Here is a 21,190-nt window from a genome sequence, read left to right on the forward strand (position 1 = left end):
TGAAGGTTTTCACAAACTACTGTATTCTTGAGATATGGCATCCTCCCTTCAGCTCCAGGACCGTCCCAGGGTACTCGTCGTCGGCGGCGGGTACGTCGGCCTGTATGTAGCCCTCAAACTTCAGAAAAAGATCGCGAATGCCGGTGGCATCGTCACCCTCGTGGATCCGCTGCCCTACATGACTTACCAGCCCTTCCTGCCGGAAGTTGCCGGCGGCAACATCGAGGCGCGCCACGCAGTCGTCTCGCACCGCCAGCACCTGAAGCAGACGGAACTCATTCAGGGCCGCGTCACCTCGATCGACCACGCCAACCGCACGGCAGTGGTCGCACCCTCCGACGGTGGCGGCACCTTCGAGATTCCCTACTTCGACGTCGTGCTTGCCGCCGGCGCCATCACCCGCACGTTCCCGATCAAGGGCCTCGCGGACAAGGGCATCGGCCTGAAGACCATCGAAGAGGCCGTCGCCCTGCGCAACAAGGTTCTCGAGCGGATCGAGACCGGTTCCCTCATGACGGACCCCGTTGAGCGCGCCCGCGCCCTGACGTTCGTCGTCGTCGGCGGCGGCTTCGCCGGCATCGAGTGCATCACCGAAATGGAAGACCTGGCCCGCGCCGCGGTCAAGAACAACCCGCGCATCAAGCAGGAGGAAGTCCGCTTCGTCCTGGTCGAGGCGATGGGCCGCATCATGCCCGAGGTCACGGCATCTCAGGCCGAATGGGTCGTCGAGCACCTCCGCAGCCGCGGCATCGAGGTCCTGCTGAACACCTCCCTCGACAACGCCGAGGGTTCCCTGAAGCTCATCAACCTCCCGGACAAGAGCCCGGCCCAGGAATTCGAGACCGACACCCTGGTCTGGACTGCCGGTGTGCAGGCCAACCCGATGGTCCGCTCCACCGACTTCCCGCTCGAGCCGCGCGGCCGCGTCCGTGTCCTGGCCGATCTGCGCATCGCAGGCGACGAGGGCATCATCGAGAACGCCTGGGCAGCCGGCGACGTCGCTGCCGTCCCCGACCTCACGGGCAGCGGCCTGCCGGACGGCACGTGCGTGCCGAACGCGCAGCACGCGCTGCGCCAGGCCAAGCGCCTCGCCAAGAACCTGTGGGCCTCCCGCTGGGACAAGCCGCTCAAGGATTACAAGCACAAGAACCTGGGCGCCGTCGCCGGCTTCGGCGAATGGAAGGGCGTGGCGAACATCAACCTGCTTGGCCGCATCGGCCTCAAGGGCCCGCTGGCCTGGCTGGCACACCGTGGCTACCACGGCATGGCCATCCCCACCGTGGAGCGCAAGATCCGCGTGATCTCCGGCTGGATCTGGGCCTTCTTCCTGGGCCGCGACACCACGCAGCTGATGGATCTGGACAACCCGCGCGGCGCCTTCGTGGCCGCTGCGACGCCGGCCCCGAAGCCTGCCGCTGCTCCCGTTGCCGGCACGCCTGCGGATGCTGCCAAGAACGACGCCGCGAAGAACGGCACTGCCAAGAACGACACCAAGGAAGCTGTTCCGGCCGACTCCAAGTAGCCTGATCTGAGCCTTCGACGGCGGCCGTCCCCCTCAGGGGGAGCGGCCGCCGTTTTCGTGGCGGGCAGCCGCCCCAGGACGCCGGGAGCGGACCGGAGCGCGGGGCCCGCGCCTAGACTGGCTCCATGACAGCTGAAAAGGACCTGCACGCCCTCCTGGCCACCATGCACCCCGAACTGCGCGAGGGCGAATACGTCTACGCCCTGTGGCCGCACGGCAAGCCCCTGGCCGGGGCCATTGCGGCCGCCGTCCGTGAGGCGGAAGGGCTGACCGTCGTGCTGCCGCGGAACGAAGCGGACAGCCTGGGGCTCTCCTACGATTTCGTCGCGGCCTGGATCACGCTCCAGGTGCACTCTTCGCTGGAGGCGATCGGCCTCACGGCAGCCGTCAGCGCGGCCCTGACCGAGGCGAAGATCAGCTGCAACGTCCTTGCCGGCTTCCACCATGACCATCTGCTGGTGCCGGTGGCGGACACCGAACGGGCGCTGGAGGTGCTGCACGAGCTCGTCGCGGCCAACGGGGTGCACAAACCGGCGCCGGAACTGGTGCTGCGCAGCGAGGAACCGGCGGACCGTCCCGCCATCCTCGCCCTCACCGCCGCCGCGTTTGCCATCTCGCCCGCCACCGGAGAGCACATCGACGGCGAACCCGAAGAAGTGAAGCTGCTGGCGCGGTTGTTCGAGTGCCAGGAATACCTGCCGGCGTTCAGTATCGTGGCCGAACTCGACGGCGAAATCGTGGGGCATGTGATCAGCACCCGCGGATGGGTGGACGGGCTGGAGCTGCTCGGCCTCGGGCCGATCGGGGTGGTGCCGCGGCTGCAGCGCCACGGCATCGGCACCGCGCTCATGAACGAGACTGTGGCGCGGGCCAACACCGCGGGGGAGCGGGGCATAGCCCTGCTGGGCAGCCCCGAGTACTACTCCCGCTTCGGCTTTGTTCCGTCCACCTCGCTCGGGGTGGCGCCGCCGGAGGCAGGCTGGGCCGCGCACTTCCAGTTGCTGCCGCTGGCCGTCTGGCCCGGCGGCGTGAGCGGCACCTTCCGCTATTCGGAGCCTTTCGCGGACTGATCCGCCCGGCGACGGGATACCATTGACCGGGCGCCCCAGTAGCCCAATTGGCAGAGGCAGCGGACTTAAAATCCGCGTGTTGTGGGTTCGAGTCCCACCTGGGGCACAAACGAAAAGACCCCCGATTCCTTTAAGTTCAAGGGGAACCGGGGGTCTTTACACGTCGCAGACCACGGAGGGGCGCCCGGGCCTTGGTGGCTATTTGGAGGCCTAAGACTTTGGCCGCGTAGAACCACACCTGACGGCCACGGTCACGATCGAGAAGGCAGACCTATGATGCTCACCTTACTTCTTCGCAACAGCGCCCCCTAAGTGTTGGGTCTGGTGGTCAGTTGGGTGCTTACGCTACTGCCGTGCTGTCGCGTGCGGCTAGGATTGATGGCGTCTTGTCTAACCGCAGTCTCGAAGCGTAGGTCTTAAATGAGTGATTTCCAACCCATCAAAGTGGCAGTCTTTGGGAGCTGCGTAACGCGAGACAACTTGAATAGGACCTTCAACCCCGGATACAAGGACCTGTTCGACTGCGTTGCGCTGGCCGACCACGTGTCCATGGTCAGCCTCATGAGCGAGCCCATCGACGTGGACCCCGAAATGCTGGACGGGCTGGCGCCCCGAAACTTTAACAACTTGCAGCGGGAGTTCTCTCGGGCGTATCTGGCAGAACTAAAAGAGGCCCAGCCCGAATACCTCATTATGGACTTCTGGCCAGACCTGATCTTTGGTTTTGCCCGACTCGGCACTGGCCAGCACATAACCAACAACGCGTGGTCCACCGTTAACACAGCCTTCTACAAGTCCCAGGACGTTGATGTGTACCGCATCCAGAGCCAAACTGACGCCTTTATGGAAGCGTGGACCGACGCAATTGACCGCTTCATGACCTACGTAAAAGAGATATGCCCGCAAACGCGAGTCATCGTTCATCGTTCACGCAACGTGGCGACGTGGGTGGACAAATCCGGCGCCACCCACGAGTTCAACCCGTGGGCTGTGTCCATGAACTCGCATTGGGACGCGATGGACGACCACCTAGCCGCGAATTTCGACGTCGACTGTATTGACGTGATGCCTGACGGTCTCCAAAGCTTCGAAGGTCATCCCTGGGGCAAGTTCCCCGTTCATTACACGTTCAACTACCATGCGTTGTTCTTGACGCGACTTGCCAAAATCGCGCTGCGCGACCGAAGCTTAGATTCAATCCCACAGGATCCGACGCGAACCCCTAGGCATAGAGCAGATTAACCGTAACCGCAGCCTGGATTGCCCGATGGCATCGTTCACCCTCGACGGGGAAACCTACGAGTACCTCCGGCCCGATCCCGCTCACCCCGCGGAGGAGTCGCTCTCGTGGGAGGACGGTAGCTACCCGAACGTCGTGGCGAGCGTCTCCCGCTGGCGGGCAGTGCCACAGTGGACGTCTACGCCGTCGCCGTAAGAGGGACCCTCCTACGTCCTCGTCTCCTGGTGCGACGACGCCGGCCACACACTGGGCGGTGTTCCCGTCCCGGGGAGCCGTTCCGGGCCGTCGCCCCCGACAAAACAGCCGTCGCAACCGTCCAGATTTCCTCTATGCAACGAGTGTTATAAGGATGTGACCGTAGTCACTTATTTTCACGTCGAAATTGCACTAGCTTGAAGTGGAATCAGGAACACCTGATCTTTCGCGTCAAAGGCCGTTCGCACCTTTAGATCGAGGAGCTTGTACATGACTTCACTCCCCCGGGTTGCGCCCCGCGTCGCTAAGCTCACCGTGCTTAGCCTCGGCGTCGCCCTTTTGGCTACGGCTTGTGGCGGGTCACCCGCCCCGAGTTCGTCGGGATCCAGCTCAGCCGCGGCCGCGGGAATCGCGTGCCCGGCACCCAGCGCCACCGGTGGCGGTACCAGCGCCGCCGGCGAAACGGGCACTGTGCCCGCTTCGGCCACCACCACCCCCACGCCCCTGAAGATCGGCTCGCTCCTGCCGACGACGGGTTCGCTGGCCTTCCTCGGCCCGCCCGAAATTGCAGGTGTTAACCTCGGCATCAAGGAGGTCAACGATGCCGGCGGCGTCCTGGGCAAGCCGGTAGAGGTCATCCACCGTGACTCCGGCGACACCAAGACCGACATCGCCACCCAGTCCACCACGGCACTGCTCGGACAGGGCGTCAGCGCAATCGTCGGCGCCGCCTCCTCGGGTGTCTCCAAGACCGTGATCAACCAGATCACCGGTGCCGGCGTCGTCCAGTTCTCCCCGGCCAACACCTCCCCGGACTTCACGGCGTGGGATGACAAGGGCCTCTACTGGCGCACCGCGCCCTCGGACGTGCTCCAGGGCAAGGTCCTCGGCAACTACATGGCCACCTGTGGCGCCCAGACTGTCGGCATGATCGTCCTGAACGACGCCTACGGAACCGGCCTTGCAAAGAACGTCCAGGCAGCTTTCGAGGCGGCCGGCGGCAAGGTTGTTGCCCAGGAGCTGTTCAATGAAGGCGATTCCCAGTTCAGCAGCCAGGTGGACAAGGTTCTGGCCGCCAAGCCGGATGCCATTGCCCTGATCACCTTCGACCAGGCCAAGAGCATCGTTCCGCTGATGACGGGCAAGGGCGTCAAACCGACCCAGATCTTCATGGTGGACGGCAACATGTCCGATTACAGCAAGGACTTCCAGGCAGGAACCCTGAAGGGCGCCCAGGGCACCATCCCGGGTACCTTCGCCAAGGAGGACTTCAAGAAGAAGCTCCTGGGGATTGACCCGGCGCTGAAGGACTACAGCTACTCCGGCGAGTCCTACGACGCAGTGAACCTGATCGCACTGGCTGCCGAGGCCGCCAAGAGCACCAAGGGCACCGACATCGCAGCCCAGCTCAAGGCTGTCTCTGAGGGTGGAGAGAAGTGCAACACCTTCCCCTCCTGCGTCACCCTGCTCCGCAACGGTAAGGACATCGACTACGACGGCCAGTCCGGCCCCGTAACGTTCTCCGACGCCGGCGACCCGACGGAAGCCTACATCGGCATCTACGAGTACCAGGATGACAACACCTACAAGCCGGTCAAGGAGGAATTCGGCAAGCTGTAAGCCGCTTCCCCCGACTAACAGAAGACCCCCGTCCAGTCCGGACGGGGGTCTTTTGTGTGCGGGGGAGAGCGGGGGCGGAGCGTCAGGACCGCGGAACCGGACGCGGTTGCGGAACCGGATTTGCGCTGCGGATTCGGACAGGGGCGGCGTGGATCCGAGGTGCGCCGGTCCCAAACCGCCGTGAAAACGTGGCTCAAACGAAGGGCGACGGAGGCAGGCGCTTGTGAAACGCCGTTGTTGGGGGGCCGCCGGGTGGGCCCACGGCGGCAGGGATCCCTGCCCGAGCTAGCGAGGGGAGGGGGCCGCCGGGGAGGGACGAGCGCAGGCGCCGAGCAAGCGGCGGCAGAGGCGACCGGAGGTGACTGGAGATGCCGTGGGGCCACGGAATGTTGTAGCCCGCCGCCGGGCACGCAGAAGGGCCGCCACCGGCTGGTAACGGCCCTTGCGGGGAGATACTGCCCGGAGCGCTATTCGACAGTGTCTGCGAGCGTCCCCAGATAGAGCTGGATGACCTTGGGATCCTTCATGAGCTCCCGGCCAGTACCGGTGTACGCGTCCTTGCCCTGGTCCAGCACGTAGGCGCGGTCGCAGATCTGCAGGCAGCGGCGCGCGTTTTGTTCCACCATGATGACGGAGACGCCGGCCCGGTTGATCTCGTGGACCCGGAGGAAGGTCTCATCCTGCTTGACAGGGGAGAGGCCCGCGGAGGGCTCATCGAGCAGCAGAACGGCCGGGTCCATCATGAGGGCCCGTCCCATGGCGACCATTTGGCGTTCGCCGCCGGAGAGCGAGCCGGCACGCTGGGCGCGCCGTTTGGCGAGCTCCGGGAACAGTTCGGAGACAAAGTCGAACCGTTGGGCGAAGTCCTTGGGCCGCTGGAACATGCCCATCTGCATGTTTTCCTCGATGGTCAGGGCGGCGAACACGTTGTTGTTCTGCGGAACGAAGCCGACGCCCTTGCTGACCAGCTTGTTGGCCTTGAGCCCGGTGATGTCCTGCCCGCGGACCACCACCGAGCCGGAGTGGACCTTGACCAGGCCAAACATGGCCTTCAGCAGCGTAGACTTGCCGGCGCCGTTGGGGCCGATGATGCCGATCAGCTCACCCTTGCGGGCCTCGATGCTGCAGCCGTTGAGGATATTGACGCCGGGGATGTAACCAGCCACCAGATCGGTGACCTTCACGACCGAGTCGCCATCGAAGGCGGGCTGGGCGGCCGGTGCCGCGCTGGTGGCGCTCATTCTTTGTCCTTCTCTGTGCGGTTTGGCTCTTCGGCGCGGTTCGGCTCTCCGGCGCTGCGGCGGCCGCGCGTCGTCCCGTTCGCCGCCTCCTCCGCCTCGGTGGTGAGGACGTCGGCGGAGATGATGCCGGCGTTTTCAGTGCCGACAATCGATTCCTCGTCGGCGACCAGCTCCGCGGCCAGTTCCTTGATGCCCTCGGCGTCGCCGAGATCGACGTCGTGGTGGGCGCCGAGGTAGGCGTCGATCACGGCGGGGTTCTTCATGACTTCGGCGGGAGGCCCTTCGGCCACGATCTTGCCCTCTGCCATCACCACCACCCAGTCGGCGATATGGCGGACCATGTTCATGTCGTGCTCGACGAACAAGACGGTCATGCCCTCGGCCTTGAGGTTCTTGATGTGGTCCAGCAGCGACTGCGTCAGCGCAGGGTTGACGCCGGCCATCGGCTCGTCGAGCATGACCAGCTTGGGCCGCACCATGAGGGAGCGGGCCATTTCCAGCAGCTTCCGCTGCCCGCCGGACAGCGACGCCGCGTAGTCGTCCCTCTTGGCGTCCAGTTTGAACTTCTCCAGCAGCACGTTGGCTTCCTGGGTGATCTTCTTTTCCTGGCCGCCCCAGATGCCCTTGAACAAAGCCTTGGACAGGCGTTCGCCGGACTGGCTGGAGGCGCCGAGGCGCATGTTCTCCATGACGGTGAGCTTGCCCATGACCTTGGTGAGCTGGAACGTGCGCACCATCCCCATCCGGGCAACCTTGTACGAGGAGACGCCGGCGATGTTGTTGCCCTCGAACTGCCATGTACCCGAGTTCGGGGTATCGAATCCCGTCAGCAGGTTGAACAAGGTGGTCTTGCCGGCGCCGTTGGGGCCGATCAGTGCGGTGATCTTGTGCCGCGGGATCTCGAGGTACTGGACGTCGACGGCGTTGATGCCGCCGAAGGTGCGGGTGACGTTTTCTGCCACCACGATCGGATCACGCTTCTTGCAACCGGGCGCGATCTCGCCAGCGGCGATCGGACGGTTGTCCGTCATGTAGTCGATCTCTTCCGATGTGCGGGGTTCGTCCCGTGACTCTTCGCTTGGAATGCTCATGCGAATGCCAGCTCCTTCTTATTGCCGAGAACGCCCTGGGGCCTGAAGATCATCAGCAGCATGAGCGCCACGCCGACCAGGATGTAACGCAGCTGCCCGGCCTGGACCGTGTTCAGCCACGTGATGGTGCCGGACTCGATCAGGCCGTAGAGGATGCCCTGGGTGAGCGAGAGCACCACCCAGAAGATCATCGCGCCGACCACCGGGCCGAGCACAGTGCCGAGCCCGCCGAGCAGCAGGCAGGTGTAGAGGAAGAACGTCAGTTCCGTGCCGTAGTTGGCAGGCTGCACCGCACCGCGGGGAATCGTGAAGATCATGCCTGCCAGGGCACCGAGCGCGCCGCCGATGATCAGGGACTGCATCTTGTAGGCGTACACGTTCTTGCCGAGCGAGCGGACGGCGTTCTCGTCCTCGCGGATGCCCTTGAGTACCCGGCCCCAGGGGCTTCGCATCAGCAGCCAGACCAGGGTGCAGAAGAGGGCCACAACTGCCCAGGCGACCACCCGGATGAAGAAGTCGCGGTTGTTCATGCCAACGTACGTCCCCGGCGGGAAGGGGTTCATGGCGTAGAAATCGCCCTCGAAGGCGGCCAGGCCGTTGGCCGAGCCGGTGATGGCGGTCAGCTGGTTGGTCGTGACGATGTAGCGCACGATTTCGGCCGCCGCGATGGTCACGATGGCCAGGTAGTCCGCCCGCAGCCGCAGCGTCGGGATGCCCAGCAGCAGGGCGAAGATGGCGGAGGCGACGACGGCGATGAGCAGTCCGACGAAGAACGGCACATGGAACGTCAGGGTGGAGATGGCGAAGCCGTAGGCTCCCACTGCCATGAAGCCGGCCTGGCCAAAGTTGAGCAGGCCGGTGTAGCCGAAGTGAACGGCGAGGCCGAGTGTGGCCAGCGCGTAGGCAGCTGTCGTCGGGCTGAACAGTTCGCCGGCGGCGCTGGAGAAAATGAATCCGAAGTCCATGGCTGTCTCCTAACCCACGCGCTCTTTGCGGCCCAGAATGCCCTGAGGGCGGAACAGGAGGACAACAATCATGATGAACAACGCTCCCACGTATTTGAGGTCGGCTGCGAGGCCGAACACGGTGGTCAGCTCAACGAAGATGCCGACGATGATGGAACCGACCAGGGCGCCCCAGACTGTGCCGAGGCCGCCGAGGGTGACGCTGGCGAAGATGAGCAGCAGGATCTGCGAGCCCATGTCGAAGGTGACGCCGGGACGGTAGTAGGCCCAGAGGATGCCGCCGAGGGCGGCGAGCATGCCGCCGACCACCCAGACGATTCGGATGACGGAGTCGACGTCGATGCCGGAGGCCGCGGCCAGCGCCGGGTTGTCGGCCACCGCACGGGTGGCCTTGCCGAGGCGGGTCTTGAGCAGGACGACGCCGAGGGCGGCGATCACGACGGCGCTGACGAGGAGGGACAAGAGGTTGTTGGGCGAGATGGAGATCGGGCCGATCAGGATTTCCACGCTCTGGGCGAACGGCAGTTGCTGGGTGGCGCCGCCGAAGTAGAACTGGATGATGTAGCGCACGGACAGGGCCAGGCCGATGCTGACGATCATCATCGGAACAAGCCCCGTTCCGCGGCGCCGCAGGGGTTTCCACAGGCCCGCGTCCTGGACGTAGCCGAACAATCCGCCGCCGATGACGGCCAGGAGGACGGCCAGCCAGAACGGCAGGTGCATCTGGTTGAAGGCGAACACCAGTACCGCGCCGAGGGTGACCATTTCTCCGTGGGCGAAGTTGGTCAGGCCGGTGGTGCCAAAGATCAGGGACAGGCCCACGGACGCGAGGGCGAGCAACAGGCCGAAGCTCAGGCCTGCCACCAGCCGGTTGAGCAGGTTTTGCATGAAGTTCTGCTGCTCCACGACAATGCCCTTGCCAAACGTGAAGATGACAGAGAGGTTTGAGGTCTGGCTGAAGGTGACGTTGCGGGGGTTCTCCTGGCCCTCGGCCAGTTTGATGCCCTGCGGAAGCGTGGACTCATCGAGTTTGACCTCGTAGGTTCCCTGGGTGGGGACGCCGATGGTCCAGGCGCCGTTGGCTCCCGATTTCGTGGTTCCCGTGAAATCCCCGCTCGTGGCGGTGATGGTCACCCCGGGGATCGGTGCGCGGTCGTCGCCGCGCAGGAAGCCGCTGATGCTGTTCGTGAACTGGGTGGCCGACGGGGATGGTGTCGGCGAGGGGGTCGTAGCGCTGGACGCCGGGGCCACGATGAGTAGTAGCGCAGCCATGGCGGCGAATACTGCCCCCACAGACCTCAGTAGTCTGCCGCGCCGTCTCTGCGACAGGCCGCTCGTTGTGCTTCTCAAATTGAAAACCTCCACATGGGGGTGCTGTGGGTTGCGCCTTTGCAACCGTTGCGAACGGTCAGGGGACGAGCGTCTGGCACTACGATCATGTGTTGTGATGTCCGTCACCCTGTGTGGCCTATGCTACAGCCCGGGCGACCCAAAGAATGCCGCTGCGAGCAGGGAGAACGTCGCGATCGGGTAACAACCGTGTAGCGCCGCCGACACCTTGGTGTAGCCCAGCTAAAGAAAACTTTTGTTGATTCCGAGTATGCCTAAACAGTGGCCGGCCCGGCCCCCAATTCGCCGGGCCGCCCGGGGCAGGCGCGGGCGGCCGGCCACGTCCGCTCCGGCCCGCGGAACCGGCACCCCCAAGCTTTTTCCAAGCCCGCCAGCATTATGGTGCGAAGAGCGCCGGAACCCGAGTCCGTTCGTCCCGGAATCCGGCCGGCGCCGATGGCAGGGGCCGATCGTGGAGGGCCGACTGATGAACCGGGTGGTTAAGCTGTGCCTCGCGGGTTCGCTTGTACTGGCGATCCTGGGCCTCCCGGCGCTCAGCCTGGGCCCCGAAACCGCCGGGGCGCAGGCCTGCGTTCCCTCCACGGAGGCACTCAGGGACCCCTATCCGGGGATCCAGGCGGCGGCATCCAGCTTCGAGGCAGGCACCCTGGACGGCTTCGGCATTTCCGCGGCCGGGACGGGGAACGCCTCGGTGTCCACCGGGCTCTCGCACTCCGGGAACTGTGCCGCCCTCCTGCACACCACCGCGGTGCCGGGCTCCATCGCCAGGCTGACGGTGGGCCTGACCCCCGGGGCCACGGAGGCATTTGCGGACGGCTGGTTCAACATCGCCGCCGAAGGGATGGCGGGAAACAATGTTCCCTACTTCCGGTTCTTTGCCGGCGGAGTCCGCGTCCTGGATGTTTTCCGGCAGAACATTTCCCATGAACTCGTGCTCCGTACTTCGTCACCCGCAGGGTTCGCCTACACCACCTTGCGGCGGGACGTCCCGACTGACTCCTGGCACCGGCTGGTCATGCACGTGGTCCCCAACGGCCCCGGGACCAACGTCCAAATCTGGTGGGACGGGCGTTCGGTCTACGCCGGCACTGTCAGTATTTCCGCGACGACGCTCGACACGCTCCAGCTTGGCTCCGAACACGATCAGCAAATGGCCGACATCTATATCGACGACGTCATTGTCAACAGCGGCACGGGAACGCCGGCGCCGGTTCCCGGCCCGCTCCCCGAGCCGAAGGGTGCCCCGTCGCAGCGGTTCGACGATTTCCACGGTGACGGACAGTCCGGCCTGCTGGCGGCCGGTGCTGTCACGAGCCGCGCTGTCACGAGCCGCACTCTCGCGAGCCGCACTCTCGCGAGCCGCACCGGGAGGCCGGCGTCCGCGGACATGGTAGGCCTGAAAAACCCGCTGACCTAGATCACGGTTCGGTTGCGGCGGTCCCCGGGGGGAACTATCCCTCCCTGTCAGCCGTGGGAATTGGTAGCGTGACTATATAAAATCCCATTTCGTCTAGTCCGCATCGCACCGGAACATCACCCACCCCCTTATTTTGGAGGACACCCGCAATGGCACATGGCGGAAACCCGATCTTCAGCGGAAAGAATTTCCGCGAAGCCACCCAGGCACCGCCTGCCCCGCAGGCCCCGTACGGTCAGAACCCGTACGGCCAGAACCCGTACGGCCAGAACCCGTATGGCCAGACCGCTTACGGTCAGGCCCCGGGCCAGGGCGGGTGGAATTCGGCCCAGCAGGGCATGTCCCAGGAACAGCTCCAGGACCTGTACAACCGCCCGGCGGCCGGGCCGGCTGACATTGGCCGGATGACGTACGACGACGTCATCGTCAAGACCGCCGGGTGCCTCGGCATCCTGGTAGTCGGCGCCGCAGTGGCGCTCGCCGTCCCGCAGGGCACCGGATCCATGCTGATGATCCTCGGAGCCCTCGGCGGCTTCGCCCTCGCAATGGTCAACACCTTCAAGAAGCAGCCGTCACCCGGACTGATCCTGGCCTACGCCCTGCTCGAAGGGTTCTTCCTCGGCGGCCTGACCCGCATCCTTGACAACCTGTTCCCGGGAGTCGGCATCCAGGCCGTCGTCGGGACGCTGTCCGTCTTCGCCGTGACGCTCGTGCTGTTCAAGAGCGGCAAGGTCCGGGCGACGCCCAAGCTCATGCGGTTCTTCATGATCGCCCTGATCGGCTATGCGGTGTTTGCGCTCGTCAACGTCGTCATGATGATGACCGGGGCCGTGACCACGCCGTTTGGCCTGAGCACCAGCGTGGAGATCATGGGTATCCCGCTCGGCGTCTTCATCGGCTTCCTGGCGATCGGCCTGGCCGCCTTCTCCCTGATCATGGACTTCACGTCCATCGAGGCGGCCATCAGCGCCGGAGCCCCGCAGCGCTTCTCCTGGACCGCAGCCTTCGGCCTCACGGTCACGCTGGTCTGGCTCTACGTCGAGATCATCCGGCTCCTGGCCATCCTGCGCGGCGACGACTGACCGGCGTCGTTCCTGAACGACCCTGATTTCCCGCGAGGAGCCCCGCCCGATGGCGGGGCTCCTCTCGCGTATGCGGCTCAGCAGGAAGCCGTCAGCTGAGCCGCTCGAACACAACCGCCATGCCCTGGCCGCCGCCCACGCACAGCGTGGCCAGTCCCAAAGAGGCGTCGCGGGCGCGAAGCCCGTTGATCAGCGTGGTGGTCATGCGTGCGCCGGTCATCCCGAAGGGGTGGCCGAGGGCAATGGCGCCGCCGTGGACATTGAGCATCTTCGGATCGATGCCGAGCTCCCGGGCGCTGGCCACCACCTGGACCGCGAAGGCCTCGTTGAGCTCCACAAGGTCGATGTCCCCGATGGTCAGCCCGGCGATCGTGAGCGCCCGGCGCGTCGCTTCCACCGGCCCCATCCCCATCAACTCCGGGGACAGGGCGCTGACACCGGTGGAGACGATCCGGGCAAGCGGCTCGAGGCCCAGTTCGCGGGCGCGAGAATCACTCATGACCACGACGGCGGCGGCCCCGTCGTTGAGCGGGCACGCGTTCCCGGCCGTCACGGTGCCGTTGCTGCGGAAAACCGGCTGCAGGGCGCCGACCGCCTCTGCTGTCACACCGGGACGCGGTGAATCGTCGCGGTCCACCACCGAGCCGTCGGCGCGGGTATACGGCGTGATTTCGCGGGCGTAGAATCCGGAAGCGATGGCCGCCTCGGCCCGGTTCTGGCTGAGCACCGCCCAGGCGTCCTGCTCTTCACGGGTGATGCCGTAGCTTGTGGCGACGTTCTCCGCCGTCTGGCCCATGGCGATGTACACGTCCGGCATCCGGCCGCCCAGCCGCGGGTCGGTCCACGGCGTGTTGGCGGCCGCGCGGGCCTCGGTGCGTTTCCGGGACGCCTCAAAGCGCGGATTGTGCGTGCTGGCGTCGGTCTCGCCGGCACCGGCCCAGTCCCGGTAGCGGGACACCGCCTCAACCCCGGCGGCCACGAACGCGTGGCCTTCGCCGGCCTTGATGGCGTGGAAGGCCATCCGGAGCGTCTGCAGGCTGGAGGCACAAAAACGGTTGATGGTGGCGGCCGGAACGTTGTCCAGCCCGGCCAGGATGCTGACCACACGCGCCATGTTGGTGCCGGCCTCGCCGCTCGGCTCGGCGCACCCCAGATAGATGTCGTCCAGGCCGTGGCCGGGCCCGGCGGCGGCGTCGAACGCAGGAATCCCGGCGAGGGCCGCCGTGATCATGGCCGCGGCGAGATCGTCCGGCCGTTCGTGTCTCAGGGAACCTTTGAACGCGCGGCCGATCGGGCTCCGGGCAGTAGAAACGATGACAGCTTCTGGCATGCGCCCAGACTACGCCCCGCCTAGGCCAGCCGCATGGCTCCGGCCGCGGGGCTGACGCTGAAGATCTCCGGCGCGGCATACCCGGCCCGGGCGAAGGCACGTTCGACGGCGGAGCGCACCTGTTGCGCCGATCCCGCCGGGGTCAGGGCGATCGCGGAGCCGCCGAAGCCGCCGCCGGTCATGCGGGCGCCGATCGCGCCGGCCGACCGCGCCGTGTCCACGGCAAGGTCCAGCTCCGCGCAGGAGATCTCGAAGTCATCGCGCATCGAGGCATGGGACGCGTCGAGCAGGGGGCCGATGGCGGCCGGGCCCCGGGTGTCCAGCAGCTCCACCGTCTGCAGCACGCGCTGGTTCTCGGTGACCACGTGCCGGAGCCGGCGGAAGGTCTCCTGGTCCAGAAGCCCGCTGGCCTCCTCGAGGTCCTCGAGCCCGACGTCGCGCAGCGCCCGCACGCCAAGGACCTCGGCGGCGAGTTCGCACGACTCCCGGCGGGCCGCATAGCCGCCGTCGGCGTGGGAATGGGAAACCCGGGTGTCGATAACCAGCAGCACCAGTCCCGCGGCATCGGCGTCGAACGGCACCAGCCGGACACTCTGGTCCCGGCAGTCGAGGAAGACGGCGTGGCCGGCCGTGGCCCGGAGCGAGGCGGACTGGTCCATGATGCCGGTCGGCGCGCCGACGAAGTCATTCTCCGCCCGCTGGGTGGCCAGGACCATGTCCTGCACGGAGAGGCCGGCGTCCATGAGCCCGTTCAGCGCCGAAATCACGGCGCATTCGATGGCGTGGGAGGACGACAGGCCGGCCCCTCGCGGAACCTCGGAATCCAGGAGCAGGTCCACGCCGGGAACCTGAAGTCCCCGTTGCTGCAGGGCCCAGATGACCCCGAGCGGGTACTTTGTCCAGCCCCTGGCGCTGGCGCGGGCCAGCGAGCCGGTCTCCGCGGTGGTCAGCCCCTGGTTGCCGAACGTGGAGAGCATCCGCACCGTGGAATCCGGCCGGACCCGGACGGCAACCCGGGCCGCCCGGTCGATGGCGAACGGCAGGACGAAGCCCTCGTTGTAATCGGTGTGCTCGCCGATGAGGTTGACCCGCCCCGGTGCCTGCCACACGCCGTCGGGCCGGGCGCCGAAGACCGTCTCAAACCGGGCGGCGAGCCCGCGGCCGTCCAGGGGTGGATTCATGGCCTGGCTCCTGCGCTGCTGGAATTCATGGGTCCAAGGTATACGGGTTCGCGGGGTTGTTTGTGTGGTGCGGGCTGTACGGTGGTCACCATGGATCTCTCAGCGACACCCCCGGCATCCGGCACTGTATCCGCCGCCAATGACACGATGCGCAGGTACGCGTCCGGCCGGCAGTACGAGCTCCGGCGCGGCGACGCCCTGGCAGTCGTCACCGAACTCGCCGCCGGCCTGCGGCTCTACAGCCGCGGAGACACCGCCCTGACGGAAACCTACGCGGATGCCGACATTGCGCCCGGTGCCACCGGAATCACGCTGGCACCCTGGGCCAACCGGGTGGAGGACGGCGTCTGGCACCTCAACGGCAAGAAGCTGCAGCTGGACATCACCGAGGTCTCCCGCAATAACGCCAGCCACGGTTTGCTGCGGAACTCCTCCTACGATCTCGTGGACGAGGACGAGTTCTCCGTAACCCTGGAGGCGGCGGTTTTTCCGCAGCACGGCTACCCGTTTCTTCTGCGGCACCGGGTCCGCTACGAACTGGCCGAGGACCTGGGGCTGGTGGTGCGCCAAACCCTGATCAACGACTCCCAGGACCGCGCGCCGTTCGTGCTCGGCGCCCACCCGTACCTGCGGCTGGGCGACGTGCCCAGCGAGGACCTCACCGTGAGTGTGGACGCCCGGACCAGGCTGGTCGCCGACGGCCGCCTCATCCCGCGCAGCAGTGAACCGGTCAGCGGCGACTTCGATCTGCGCGGCGGGCGGCCGGTGGGGACCCTGGACCTCGATTCGGCCTACACGGACCTGGAGTTCGACGGCGGCGTCGCCCGGCACACGCTGCGCTCACCCGACGGGCGGACGGTGAGCCTGTGGCAGGACGCGAGTTGCGGGTATGTCCATGTCTTCGTGACGACGGAATTTCCGGGCCGGTCGAAGGCGGTAGCGATCGAGCCGATGACCGGTCCCGCCAACGCGTTCAACAGCGGCGAGGGCCTGCGCTGGCTCGCGCCGGGGGAGCAGTTCTCCATGACCTGGGGCATCTCCGCCTCGCTGGCGGCCGCTGCCGGCTGACGCTATGGGCTGACCCCGCAGGCCGACCCGGCGGGCTGACCCCGGGAACGGCCTCCGGGCCGGCGCCTCGGCCGTCGCCCGGGGCCGTCGCCCCGTGCCGGCGCCTCGGCCGTCGCCCGGGGCCGTCGCCCCGTGCCGTTTGCTGGCTGCTGGTTTCTGGTTTCCTATTGGGCGTCGCCTACGGAATCATGGGGCTATGACGCCAGCTGAGGACGCCGCACCTGCCACAAGCCCCTCCTATTCCGCGGCCGGGACCGGCGCACGTGCCGGGGCCCGGGTACGGACCGACCGGGAGATCGACCAGGACATTCCCTACGGCGTGCGGATCGCCGCCGCCTGGGCGTGGCGCGGCGGGCTGATCCTGCTCGTGATCGGGCTGCTGGTCTGGCTGCTCAGCCACGTCAGCTTCCTCATCATCCCCGTGATGGTGGCCGCCCTCCTCTCGGGGCTCCTCAGCCCCGCAGTGCGCTGGATGGCCAACCGGCGCGTGCCCAAGGGGCTCGCCGTCGCCATCACGGTGCTCGGCTTCATCGGCCTCATCGTCGGTGCCCTGACCCTGGTCGGGCGCCAGCTCATGCAGGGCTTCGGCGAACTGTGGTCCCAGGCGCTCACGGGCGTGCAGCAGGTACAGACCTGGCTGTCGGAAGGCCCGCTGCACCTAACGGCCGCCCAGATCGACAAGTACATCGAGGACGCCACCGCTGCCCTGCAGAACAACAGCAGCAGCATCCTCAGCGGCGCTCTGACGTTCGGGAGCACCGCCGGGCACTTCGCCGCCGGCCTGGTCCTGGCGCTGTTCATCCTGATCTTCTTCCTGCTCGAAGGCGACAGGATCTGGGCCTTCCTCGTCAGGCTCATGCCCCGGAAGGCGCGCCGGGCCACGGACGGCGCGGGCCGGCGCGGCTGGACATCCATGGTCAGCTACGCACGCATCCAAATGTTCGTCGCCTTCGTGGACGCCGTGGGAATCGGCGTCGGCGCCGCCATCATCGGCGTGCCGCTCGCGCTGCCGCTGGGCGTGCTGGTCTTCCTCGGCTCGTTCATCCCGGTGGTCGGCGCGCTGTTCACCGGCGCGATCGCCGTGCTGCTGGCGCTGGTCGCCAACGGGCCCGTCAACGCCCTCATCATGCTGGCGATCGTGCTCGGCGTCCAGCAGCTCGAAAGCCACATCCTGCAGCCCCTCGTCATGGGCAAGGCCGTCTCCCTCCACCCCGTCGCCGTGATCCTGTCCGTCGCGGCCGGCTCCTACCTCGCCGGGATCCCCGGCGCCTTGTTCTCCGTTCCGATCCTTGCCGTAGCAAACTCGTCGATTCGCTACATTGCGGGCAGAACGTGGGAACATGATGAAGTGTTGGCAACCGCGGGAGCCGGGGGCGGTTCTGCCCCCGAACCCGGCGCAGACACCACCTTCACAGACGTCCACCTGCCGGGCGCAAACCCCGGCGGCGAGGGCGCCGCACCCAACAGCGGTGCTCCGGGCAGCGATGCCGGACGGGGCACCGACGCCTGATCCAAAGAAGGAGAACAGTTCGTGAATACCCTTGAGAGCCTGCCCGTCACGCTGGACGATGTCCTGGAGGCGCAGAAGCTGCTCGACGGGATTATTACGCGGACGCCCGTGGAATCATCGCGGGCCCTCGGCAGCACGGTCGGCGGCGAGGTCTTCCTCAAGTGCGAAAACCTGCAGCGCGCCGGCTCCTTCAAGGTCCGCGGCGCCTACGTGCGGATGGCCAAGCTCTCCGACGCCGAAAAGAAGCGCGGCGTCGTGGCGGCCTCTGCCGGAAACCACGCCCAGGGCGTGGCTGTCGCAGCCAAGAGCCTGGGCATCAAGGCCCGGATCTACATGCCGCTCGGCGTCGCATTGCCCAAGCTCGCCGCCACCCGCAGCCACGGCGCCGAGGTGGTGCTGCACGGCCACAACGTGGACGAGGCGCTGGCGGAAGCCAAGCGCTATGCCGATGAAAGCGGTGCCGTCTTTGTCCACCCCTTCGATGACGTAGACGTCGTCGCCGGCCAGGGGACGGTCGGGCTGGAGATCCTTGAACAGGTCCCCGACGTCGACACCATCCTGATGGGTGTCGGTGGCGGCGGACTCCTCGCGGGCGTTGCCGTCGCGGTGAAGGCGCGCGCCAAAGAACTCGGCCGCGAGATCCGCATCATCGGCGTCCAGGCTGAAAACGCCGCCGCCTATCCACCCTCGCTCGCAGCCGACGCCCTCGTCCCGCTCAAAAAGGTCTCCACCATGGCCGACGGCATCGCCGTCGGCCGGCCGGGCCAGCTGCCGTTCAGCATCATCCGCGAGCTCGTCGACGACGTCGTCACCGTCAGCGAGGACGCCCTGGCCCGGGCGCTGATCTTCCTGCTGGAGCGCGCCAAGATGGTGGTGGAACCTGCCGGGGCCGTCGGCGTCGCGGCGCTCATGGAAGGCAAGATCGAAAATCCTGGAACCGTTGCGGTGGTCCTCTCCGGCGGCAACATCGACCCCATGCTGATGCTCAAGGTCATCCAGCGCGGCCTCTCCGCCGCCGGCCGGTACATGACCGTGCGGATGATGCTGGACGACCGTCCGGGCTCGCTGGCCACGATCGCCCGCATCATCGCCGAGAACGACGCCAACGTCACGGGCCTGGACCACACCCGGGTGGGCGGCTCCATCAGCATGGGCGACGTCTCCATCACCGTCAACCTGGAAACCAAGGGCCACGAGCACTGCAGCCAGGTCCTGGCGGCGCTGCGCGCCGAGGGTTTCCAGCCGATCGTGGTGCACTAGGGGCCATGGTGATGGACTCGTTTGGGGGCGGGGAGCCGCGGGAGGGGGAGAGCACCGCGGTGCGGGCCCGCCGGGGACTGCTGGTGGTCGGCTCCTTCGTGGTGCTGCTCTACCTGATCGAGATCCTCAACACCGCACTGTTCCACTCCCTGAACCGCACTTTCGGGCTGCGGCCGCGCAGCCTGGACGGGATCCTGGACATCCTGACCTTTCCGCTGCTGCACTCCAGCCTGGCCCACCTGATGTCCAACACGCTCCCGTTGATCATCTTCGGCTTCCTCGTGTTCCTCTCCGGGCACCGGGTGTTCATCACCGCACTGGCCGCCAGCTGGCTGGCATCCGGGCTCGTGGTGTGGCTCATCGGCGGCGCCAGCGTCACCGTGGGCGCCTCCGGGCTGGTGTTCGGGCTCTTCGCGTTCCTCCTGGTCCGCGGCTTCATCAACCGGAACTGGTGGCAGATCGCCCTGTCCGTGGTGTTGTTCATGGCCTACGGCGGCATCCTGTTCGGAATCCTGCCCACCGTGGCCAGTTTCGTCTCGTGGCAGGCCCACCTGGGTGGGGCTATCGGCGGCATCACAGCCGCGCTGCTGCTGAGCACCAGGCGACCCGGGGCGCTGCCCGCGGGACGCTGACTACCCGGGTAGAGGACACCTCCGGGGAGTCCGGCCAAACCGGCCGGCCCCAGCAGCCCCCGCCAACGGGCGGAAAACACGACGCCGGCCTCCCCGCGAGGGGAGACCGGCGTCGCTGTTATGTCGCTGGTGTCAGCCGGCGTACGGCTTGGCGGAAATGATCTCCACCGTGATGTCCTTGCCGTTCGGGGCGGTGTAGCTGAGCTTGTCGCCCTCCTTGTGGCCGACGATGGCCGCGCCGAGGGGGGACTTCTCGCTGAAGACATCCAGGTCCGAGTCGCCGGCAATTTCGCGGGAGCCGAGCAGGAAGCTCTCCTCGTCGCCGGCAATCCTGGCCACGACGATCATGCCGGGCTCCACGATGCCGTCGTCGGCCGGGGCCTCCCCGACGTGGGCGTCCCGGAGGAGCGCCGTGAGCTGGCGGATGCGGGCCTCGATCTTGCCCTGCTCCTCCTTGGCAGCGTGGTAGCCGCCGTTCTCCTTGAGGTCGCCCTCCTGGCGCGCCGCTTCGATCTTCTGGACGATTTCTGCCCGGCCGGGGCCGGAAAGGTTGTCCAGCTCTGCCTTCAGGCGGTCAAAAGCTTCCTGGGTAAGCCAAGCCGCAGTTGCGCTGTTGGTGGTAGACACGGACTTCTCCTTTGGGTGGTCATACAAGCAAAGACCCCGCCACGGTGGCCACTTTTATGACGCAGTAACCAGCTCAGCGGGGGAAAGGTATTGATCCATTGTAGTCAATCCTGTGGATAAACCAAAGAGGACTGCGGCGTGGATCACACGGTGTTACAGGCGGTGTCCCAGGCGGCCTCGGACGGCTTCACTGTGCGCGGCCCGGCACTTGCCGCGGCCTGTGGTCCCGTTATTGTCCGGCGTCGGGAATCCAGCAGCTGTCCACGACGGCGGAGACCGCCTGGGATTCCGTGCGCAGCTGGGCGCGGTGGGCTGTGGTGCGTCCGCCGTCCGTGCCGGCATCGGCCGCGTTCGGTCCGATGTCCACAACCTTCCAGCCCACAATCGCGAACTTCGAGTCCATGGCCTTCACAGCGCATTTCGCCTCCGCTGCCGGGTCCTTCGTGACCTGGAAGTCGATTTCCGTGACCGTGGCGTCGGGGATGCTGTAGCCGACATCCTTGTAGCTGACGCCGCCGATGGCCGCCGACGTCGAGACCCAGGCCAGAAAGGCAATGCCCACGGCGAGGGCGGCGATCAGGATGTTGCGTTTGACCTTGCGGGAAAGCGCGCGCTTTTGGCCGCCGTAACGATTGGATAGGCTGTTAGGTGCCGGCGCGGCAGGCTGGTCCTCGGAAGTCACCAGTCCAGTTTAGTGTGGATCGGACCGGGATATTTCCGGCTGGCCGCACAGACCAAGCCGCACACCAACAGACGCACCCCAACAGGGCAGCACAGCAGAAAGAGGAG

The 21,190-nt window shown here is 66.5% G+C and carries 19 protein-coding genes and 1 tRNA gene; 12 read left to right on the forward strand and 8 right to left on the reverse strand.

Annotated features, from left to right (window positions below; genetic code table 11):
- The first annotated feature begins 34 nt into the window (after positions 1-34).
- The 6 genes from AC1DRO_RS07575 (at position 35) to AC1DRO_RS07600 (ending at position 5,647) form a co-directional block, all read left to right on the forward strand.
- Positions 35-1,522, forward strand: coding sequence for an NAD(P)/FAD-dependent oxidoreductase (locus AC1DRO_RS07575; protein ID WP_028277356.1), 1,488 nt, complete (start codon positions 35-37; stop codon positions 1,520-1,522).
- A 125-nt stretch (positions 1,523-1,647) separates the two neighbouring features.
- Positions 1,648-2,592 carry an N-acetyltransferase gene (locus AC1DRO_RS07580; RefSeq protein WP_476950386.1) on the forward strand — a complete coding sequence of 315 codons (945 nt, stop codon included), beginning with the start codon at positions 1,648-1,650 and terminating at the stop codon, positions 2,590-2,592.
- A gap of 32 nt (positions 2,593-2,624) precedes the next feature.
- Positions 2,625-2,698, forward strand: a tRNA-Leu gene (locus AC1DRO_RS07585).
- A 314-nt stretch (positions 2,699-3,012) separates the two neighbouring features.
- Positions 3,013-3,834 carry a DUF6270 domain-containing protein gene (locus AC1DRO_RS07590; protein ID WP_476950387.1) on the forward strand — a complete coding sequence of 274 codons (822 nt, stop codon included), beginning with the start codon at positions 3,013-3,015 and terminating at the stop codon, positions 3,832-3,834.
- Between the two features lie 25 nt (positions 3,835-3,859).
- Complete coding sequence (locus AC1DRO_RS07595; RefSeq protein WP_476950388.1) at positions 3,860-4,027, forward strand: hypothetical protein; 168 nt, start codon at positions 3,860-3,862, stop codon at positions 4,025-4,027.
- Positions 4,028-4,297: 270 nt separating this feature from the next.
- The gene (locus AC1DRO_RS07600) at positions 4,298-5,647 is read left to right on the forward strand and encodes an ABC transporter substrate-binding protein (RefSeq protein ID WP_476950389.1); all 1,350 of its coding nucleotides are present in this window, start codon (positions 4,298-4,300) and stop codon (positions 5,645-5,647) included.
- 467 nt (positions 5,648-6,114) lie between these two features.
- On the opposite strand, the gene AC1DRO_RS07605 is transcribed toward AC1DRO_RS07600, so the two are convergent.
- Genes AC1DRO_RS07605 through AC1DRO_RS07620 form a run of 4 tightly spaced genes read right to left on the reverse strand, consistent with a single transcriptional unit; the run spans position 6,115 to position 10,216 of the window.
- A complete protein-coding gene (locus tag AC1DRO_RS07605; RefSeq protein ID WP_476849103.1) occupies positions 6,115-6,888 on the reverse strand; it encodes an ABC transporter ATP-binding protein in 774 nt (257 codons plus the stop codon).
- Positions 6,885-7,979 carry an ABC transporter ATP-binding protein gene (locus AC1DRO_RS07610; RefSeq protein ID WP_476950390.1) on the reverse strand — a complete coding sequence of 365 codons (1,095 nt, stop codon included), beginning with the start codon at positions 7,977-7,979 and terminating at the stop codon, positions 6,885-6,887. Before AC1DRO_RS07610 ends, AC1DRO_RS07605 begins: the two co-directional genes overlap by 4 nt.
- Positions 7,976-8,944, reverse strand: coding sequence for a branched-chain amino acid ABC transporter permease (locus AC1DRO_RS07615; protein ID WP_476950391.1), 969 nt, complete (start codon positions 8,942-8,944; stop codon positions 7,976-7,978). Before AC1DRO_RS07615 ends, AC1DRO_RS07610 begins: the two co-directional genes overlap by 4 nt.
- 9 nt (positions 8,945-8,953) lie before the next feature.
- Positions 8,954-10,216 (reverse strand): branched-chain amino acid ABC transporter permease, encoded by a 1,263-nt coding sequence (locus tag AC1DRO_RS07620; RefSeq protein WP_476950392.1) that lies wholly within the window; start codon positions 10,214-10,216, stop codon positions 8,954-8,956.
- 544 nt (positions 10,217-10,760) lie between these two features.
- Here AC1DRO_RS07620 and AC1DRO_RS07625 point away from each other — a divergent pair.
- Positions 10,761-11,711: a hypothetical protein gene (locus AC1DRO_RS07625; RefSeq protein WP_476950393.1), complete on the forward strand. Its 951-nt coding sequence runs from the start codon at positions 10,761-10,763 to the stop codon at positions 11,709-11,711.
- Positions 11,712-11,860: 149 nt separating this feature from the next.
- Positions 11,861-12,793, forward strand: coding sequence for a Bax inhibitor-1/YccA family protein (locus AC1DRO_RS07630; protein ID WP_476950394.1), 933 nt, complete (start codon positions 11,861-11,863; stop codon positions 12,791-12,793).
- Between the two features lie 91 nt (positions 12,794-12,884).
- Here AC1DRO_RS07630 and AC1DRO_RS07635 read toward each other — a convergent pair whose 3' ends face one another.
- Both AC1DRO_RS07635 and galK read right to left on the reverse strand, forming a co-directional pair.
- The gene (locus AC1DRO_RS07635; protein WP_476950395.1) at positions 12,885-14,123 is read right to left on the reverse strand and encodes an acetyl-CoA C-acetyltransferase; all 1,239 of its coding nucleotides are present in this window, start codon (positions 14,121-14,123) and stop codon (positions 12,885-12,887) included.
- 20 nt (positions 14,124-14,143) lie between these two features.
- On the reverse strand, positions 14,144-15,304 hold the full coding sequence (galK, locus tag AC1DRO_RS07640) for a galactokinase (protein WP_476950396.1): 1,161 nt from the start codon (positions 15,302-15,304) through the stop codon (positions 14,144-14,146).
- A 90-nt stretch (positions 15,305-15,394) separates the two neighbouring features.
- Here galK and AC1DRO_RS07645 point away from each other — a divergent pair, with 90 nt between their 5' ends.
- From AC1DRO_RS07645 to AC1DRO_RS07660, 4 genes are all read left to right on the forward strand, one after another.
- Positions 15,395-16,372: an aldose 1-epimerase family protein gene (locus tag AC1DRO_RS07645; protein WP_476950397.1), complete on the forward strand. Its 978-nt coding sequence runs from the start codon at positions 15,395-15,397 to the stop codon at positions 16,370-16,372.
- Between the two features lie 196 nt (positions 16,373-16,568).
- A complete protein-coding gene (locus AC1DRO_RS07650; protein WP_476950398.1) occupies positions 16,569-17,882 on the forward strand; it encodes an AI-2E family transporter in 1,314 nt (437 codons plus the stop codon).
- A gap of 21 nt (positions 17,883-17,903) precedes the next feature.
- A complete protein-coding gene (gene ilvA / locus AC1DRO_RS07655; protein ID WP_028277367.1) occupies positions 17,904-19,142 on the forward strand; it encodes a threonine ammonia-lyase in 1,239 nt (412 codons plus the stop codon).
- A gap of 5 nt (positions 19,143-19,147) precedes the next feature.
- Positions 19,148-19,774 (forward strand): rhomboid family intramembrane serine protease, encoded by a 627-nt coding sequence (locus AC1DRO_RS07660; protein WP_028277368.1) that lies wholly within the window; start codon positions 19,148-19,150, stop codon positions 19,772-19,774.
- 132 nt (positions 19,775-19,906) lie between these two features.
- On the opposite strand, the gene greA is transcribed toward AC1DRO_RS07660, so the two are convergent.
- On the reverse strand, positions 19,907-20,401 hold the full coding sequence (gene greA, locus AC1DRO_RS07665) for a transcription elongation factor GreA (RefSeq protein ID WP_028277369.1): 495 nt from the start codon (positions 20,399-20,401) through the stop codon (positions 19,907-19,909).
- Between the two features lie 229 nt (positions 20,402-20,630).
- A complete protein-coding gene (locus AC1DRO_RS07670; protein WP_476950399.1) occupies positions 20,631-21,083 on the reverse strand; it encodes a DUF4307 domain-containing protein in 453 nt (150 codons plus the stop codon).
- Between the last annotated feature and the right edge of the window lie 107 nt (positions 21,084-21,190).

It is taken from the genome of Arthrobacter sp. P4_F11 (assembly GCF_056401395.1).

Bases quoted from the DNA above. Each gene is read 5' to 3' on its own strand.
- AC1DRO_RS07625 (WP_476950393.1), top strand. From the start codon at position 10,761: ATGAACCGGGTGGTTAAGCTGTGCCTCGCGGGTTCGCTTGTACTGGCG.
- AC1DRO_RS07660 (WP_028277368.1), top strand. From the start codon at position 19,148: ATGGTGATGGACTCGTTTGGGGGCGGGGAGCCGCGGGAGGGGGAGAGC.
- AC1DRO_RS07575 (WP_028277356.1), top strand. From the start codon at position 35: ATGGCATCCTCCCTTCAGCTCCAGGACCGTCCCAGGGTACTCGTCGTC.
- AC1DRO_RS07605 (WP_476849103.1), bottom strand. From the start codon at position 6,888: ATGAGCGCCACCAGCGCGGCACCGGCCGCCCAGCCCGCCTTCGATGGC.
- AC1DRO_RS07595 (WP_476950388.1), top strand. From the start codon at position 3,860: ATGGCATCGTTCACCCTCGACGGGGAAACCTACGAGTACCTCCGGCCC.
- AC1DRO_RS07600 (WP_476950389.1), top strand. From the start codon at position 4,298: ATGACTTCACTCCCCCGGGTTGCGCCCCGCGTCGCTAAGCTCACCGTG.
- AC1DRO_RS07620 (WP_476950392.1), bottom strand. From the start codon at position 10,216: ATGGCTGCGCTACTACTCATCGTGGCCCCGGCGTCCAGCGCTACGACC.
- AC1DRO_RS07615 (WP_476950391.1), bottom strand. From the start codon at position 8,944: ATGGACTTCGGATTCATTTTCTCCAGCGCCGCCGGCGAACTGTTCAGC.
- galK (WP_476950396.1), bottom strand. From the start codon at position 15,304: ATGAATCCACCCCTGGACGGCCGCGGGCTCGCCGCCCGGTTTGAGACG.
- AC1DRO_RS07650 (WP_476950398.1), top strand. From the start codon at position 16,569: ATGACGCCAGCTGAGGACGCCGCACCTGCCACAAGCCCCTCCTATTCC.
- AC1DRO_RS07580 (WP_476950386.1), top strand. From the start codon at position 1,648: ATGACAGCTGAAAAGGACCTGCACGCCCTCCTGGCCACCATGCACCCC.
- AC1DRO_RS07645 (WP_476950397.1), top strand. From the start codon at position 15,395: ATGGATCTCTCAGCGACACCCCCGGCATCCGGCACTGTATCCGCCGCC.
- AC1DRO_RS07610 (WP_476950390.1), bottom strand. From the start codon at position 7,979: ATGAGCATTCCAAGCGAAGAGTCACGGGACGAACCCCGCACATCGGAA.
- AC1DRO_RS07630 (WP_476950394.1), top strand. From the start codon at position 11,861: ATGGCACATGGCGGAAACCCGATCTTCAGCGGAAAGAATTTCCGCGAA.
- AC1DRO_RS07590 (WP_476950387.1), top strand. From the start codon at position 3,013: ATGAGTGATTTCCAACCCATCAAAGTGGCAGTCTTTGGGAGCTGCGTA.
- AC1DRO_RS07635 (WP_476950395.1), bottom strand. From the start codon at position 14,123: ATGCCAGAAGCTGTCATCGTTTCTACTGCCCGGAGCCCGATCGGCCGC.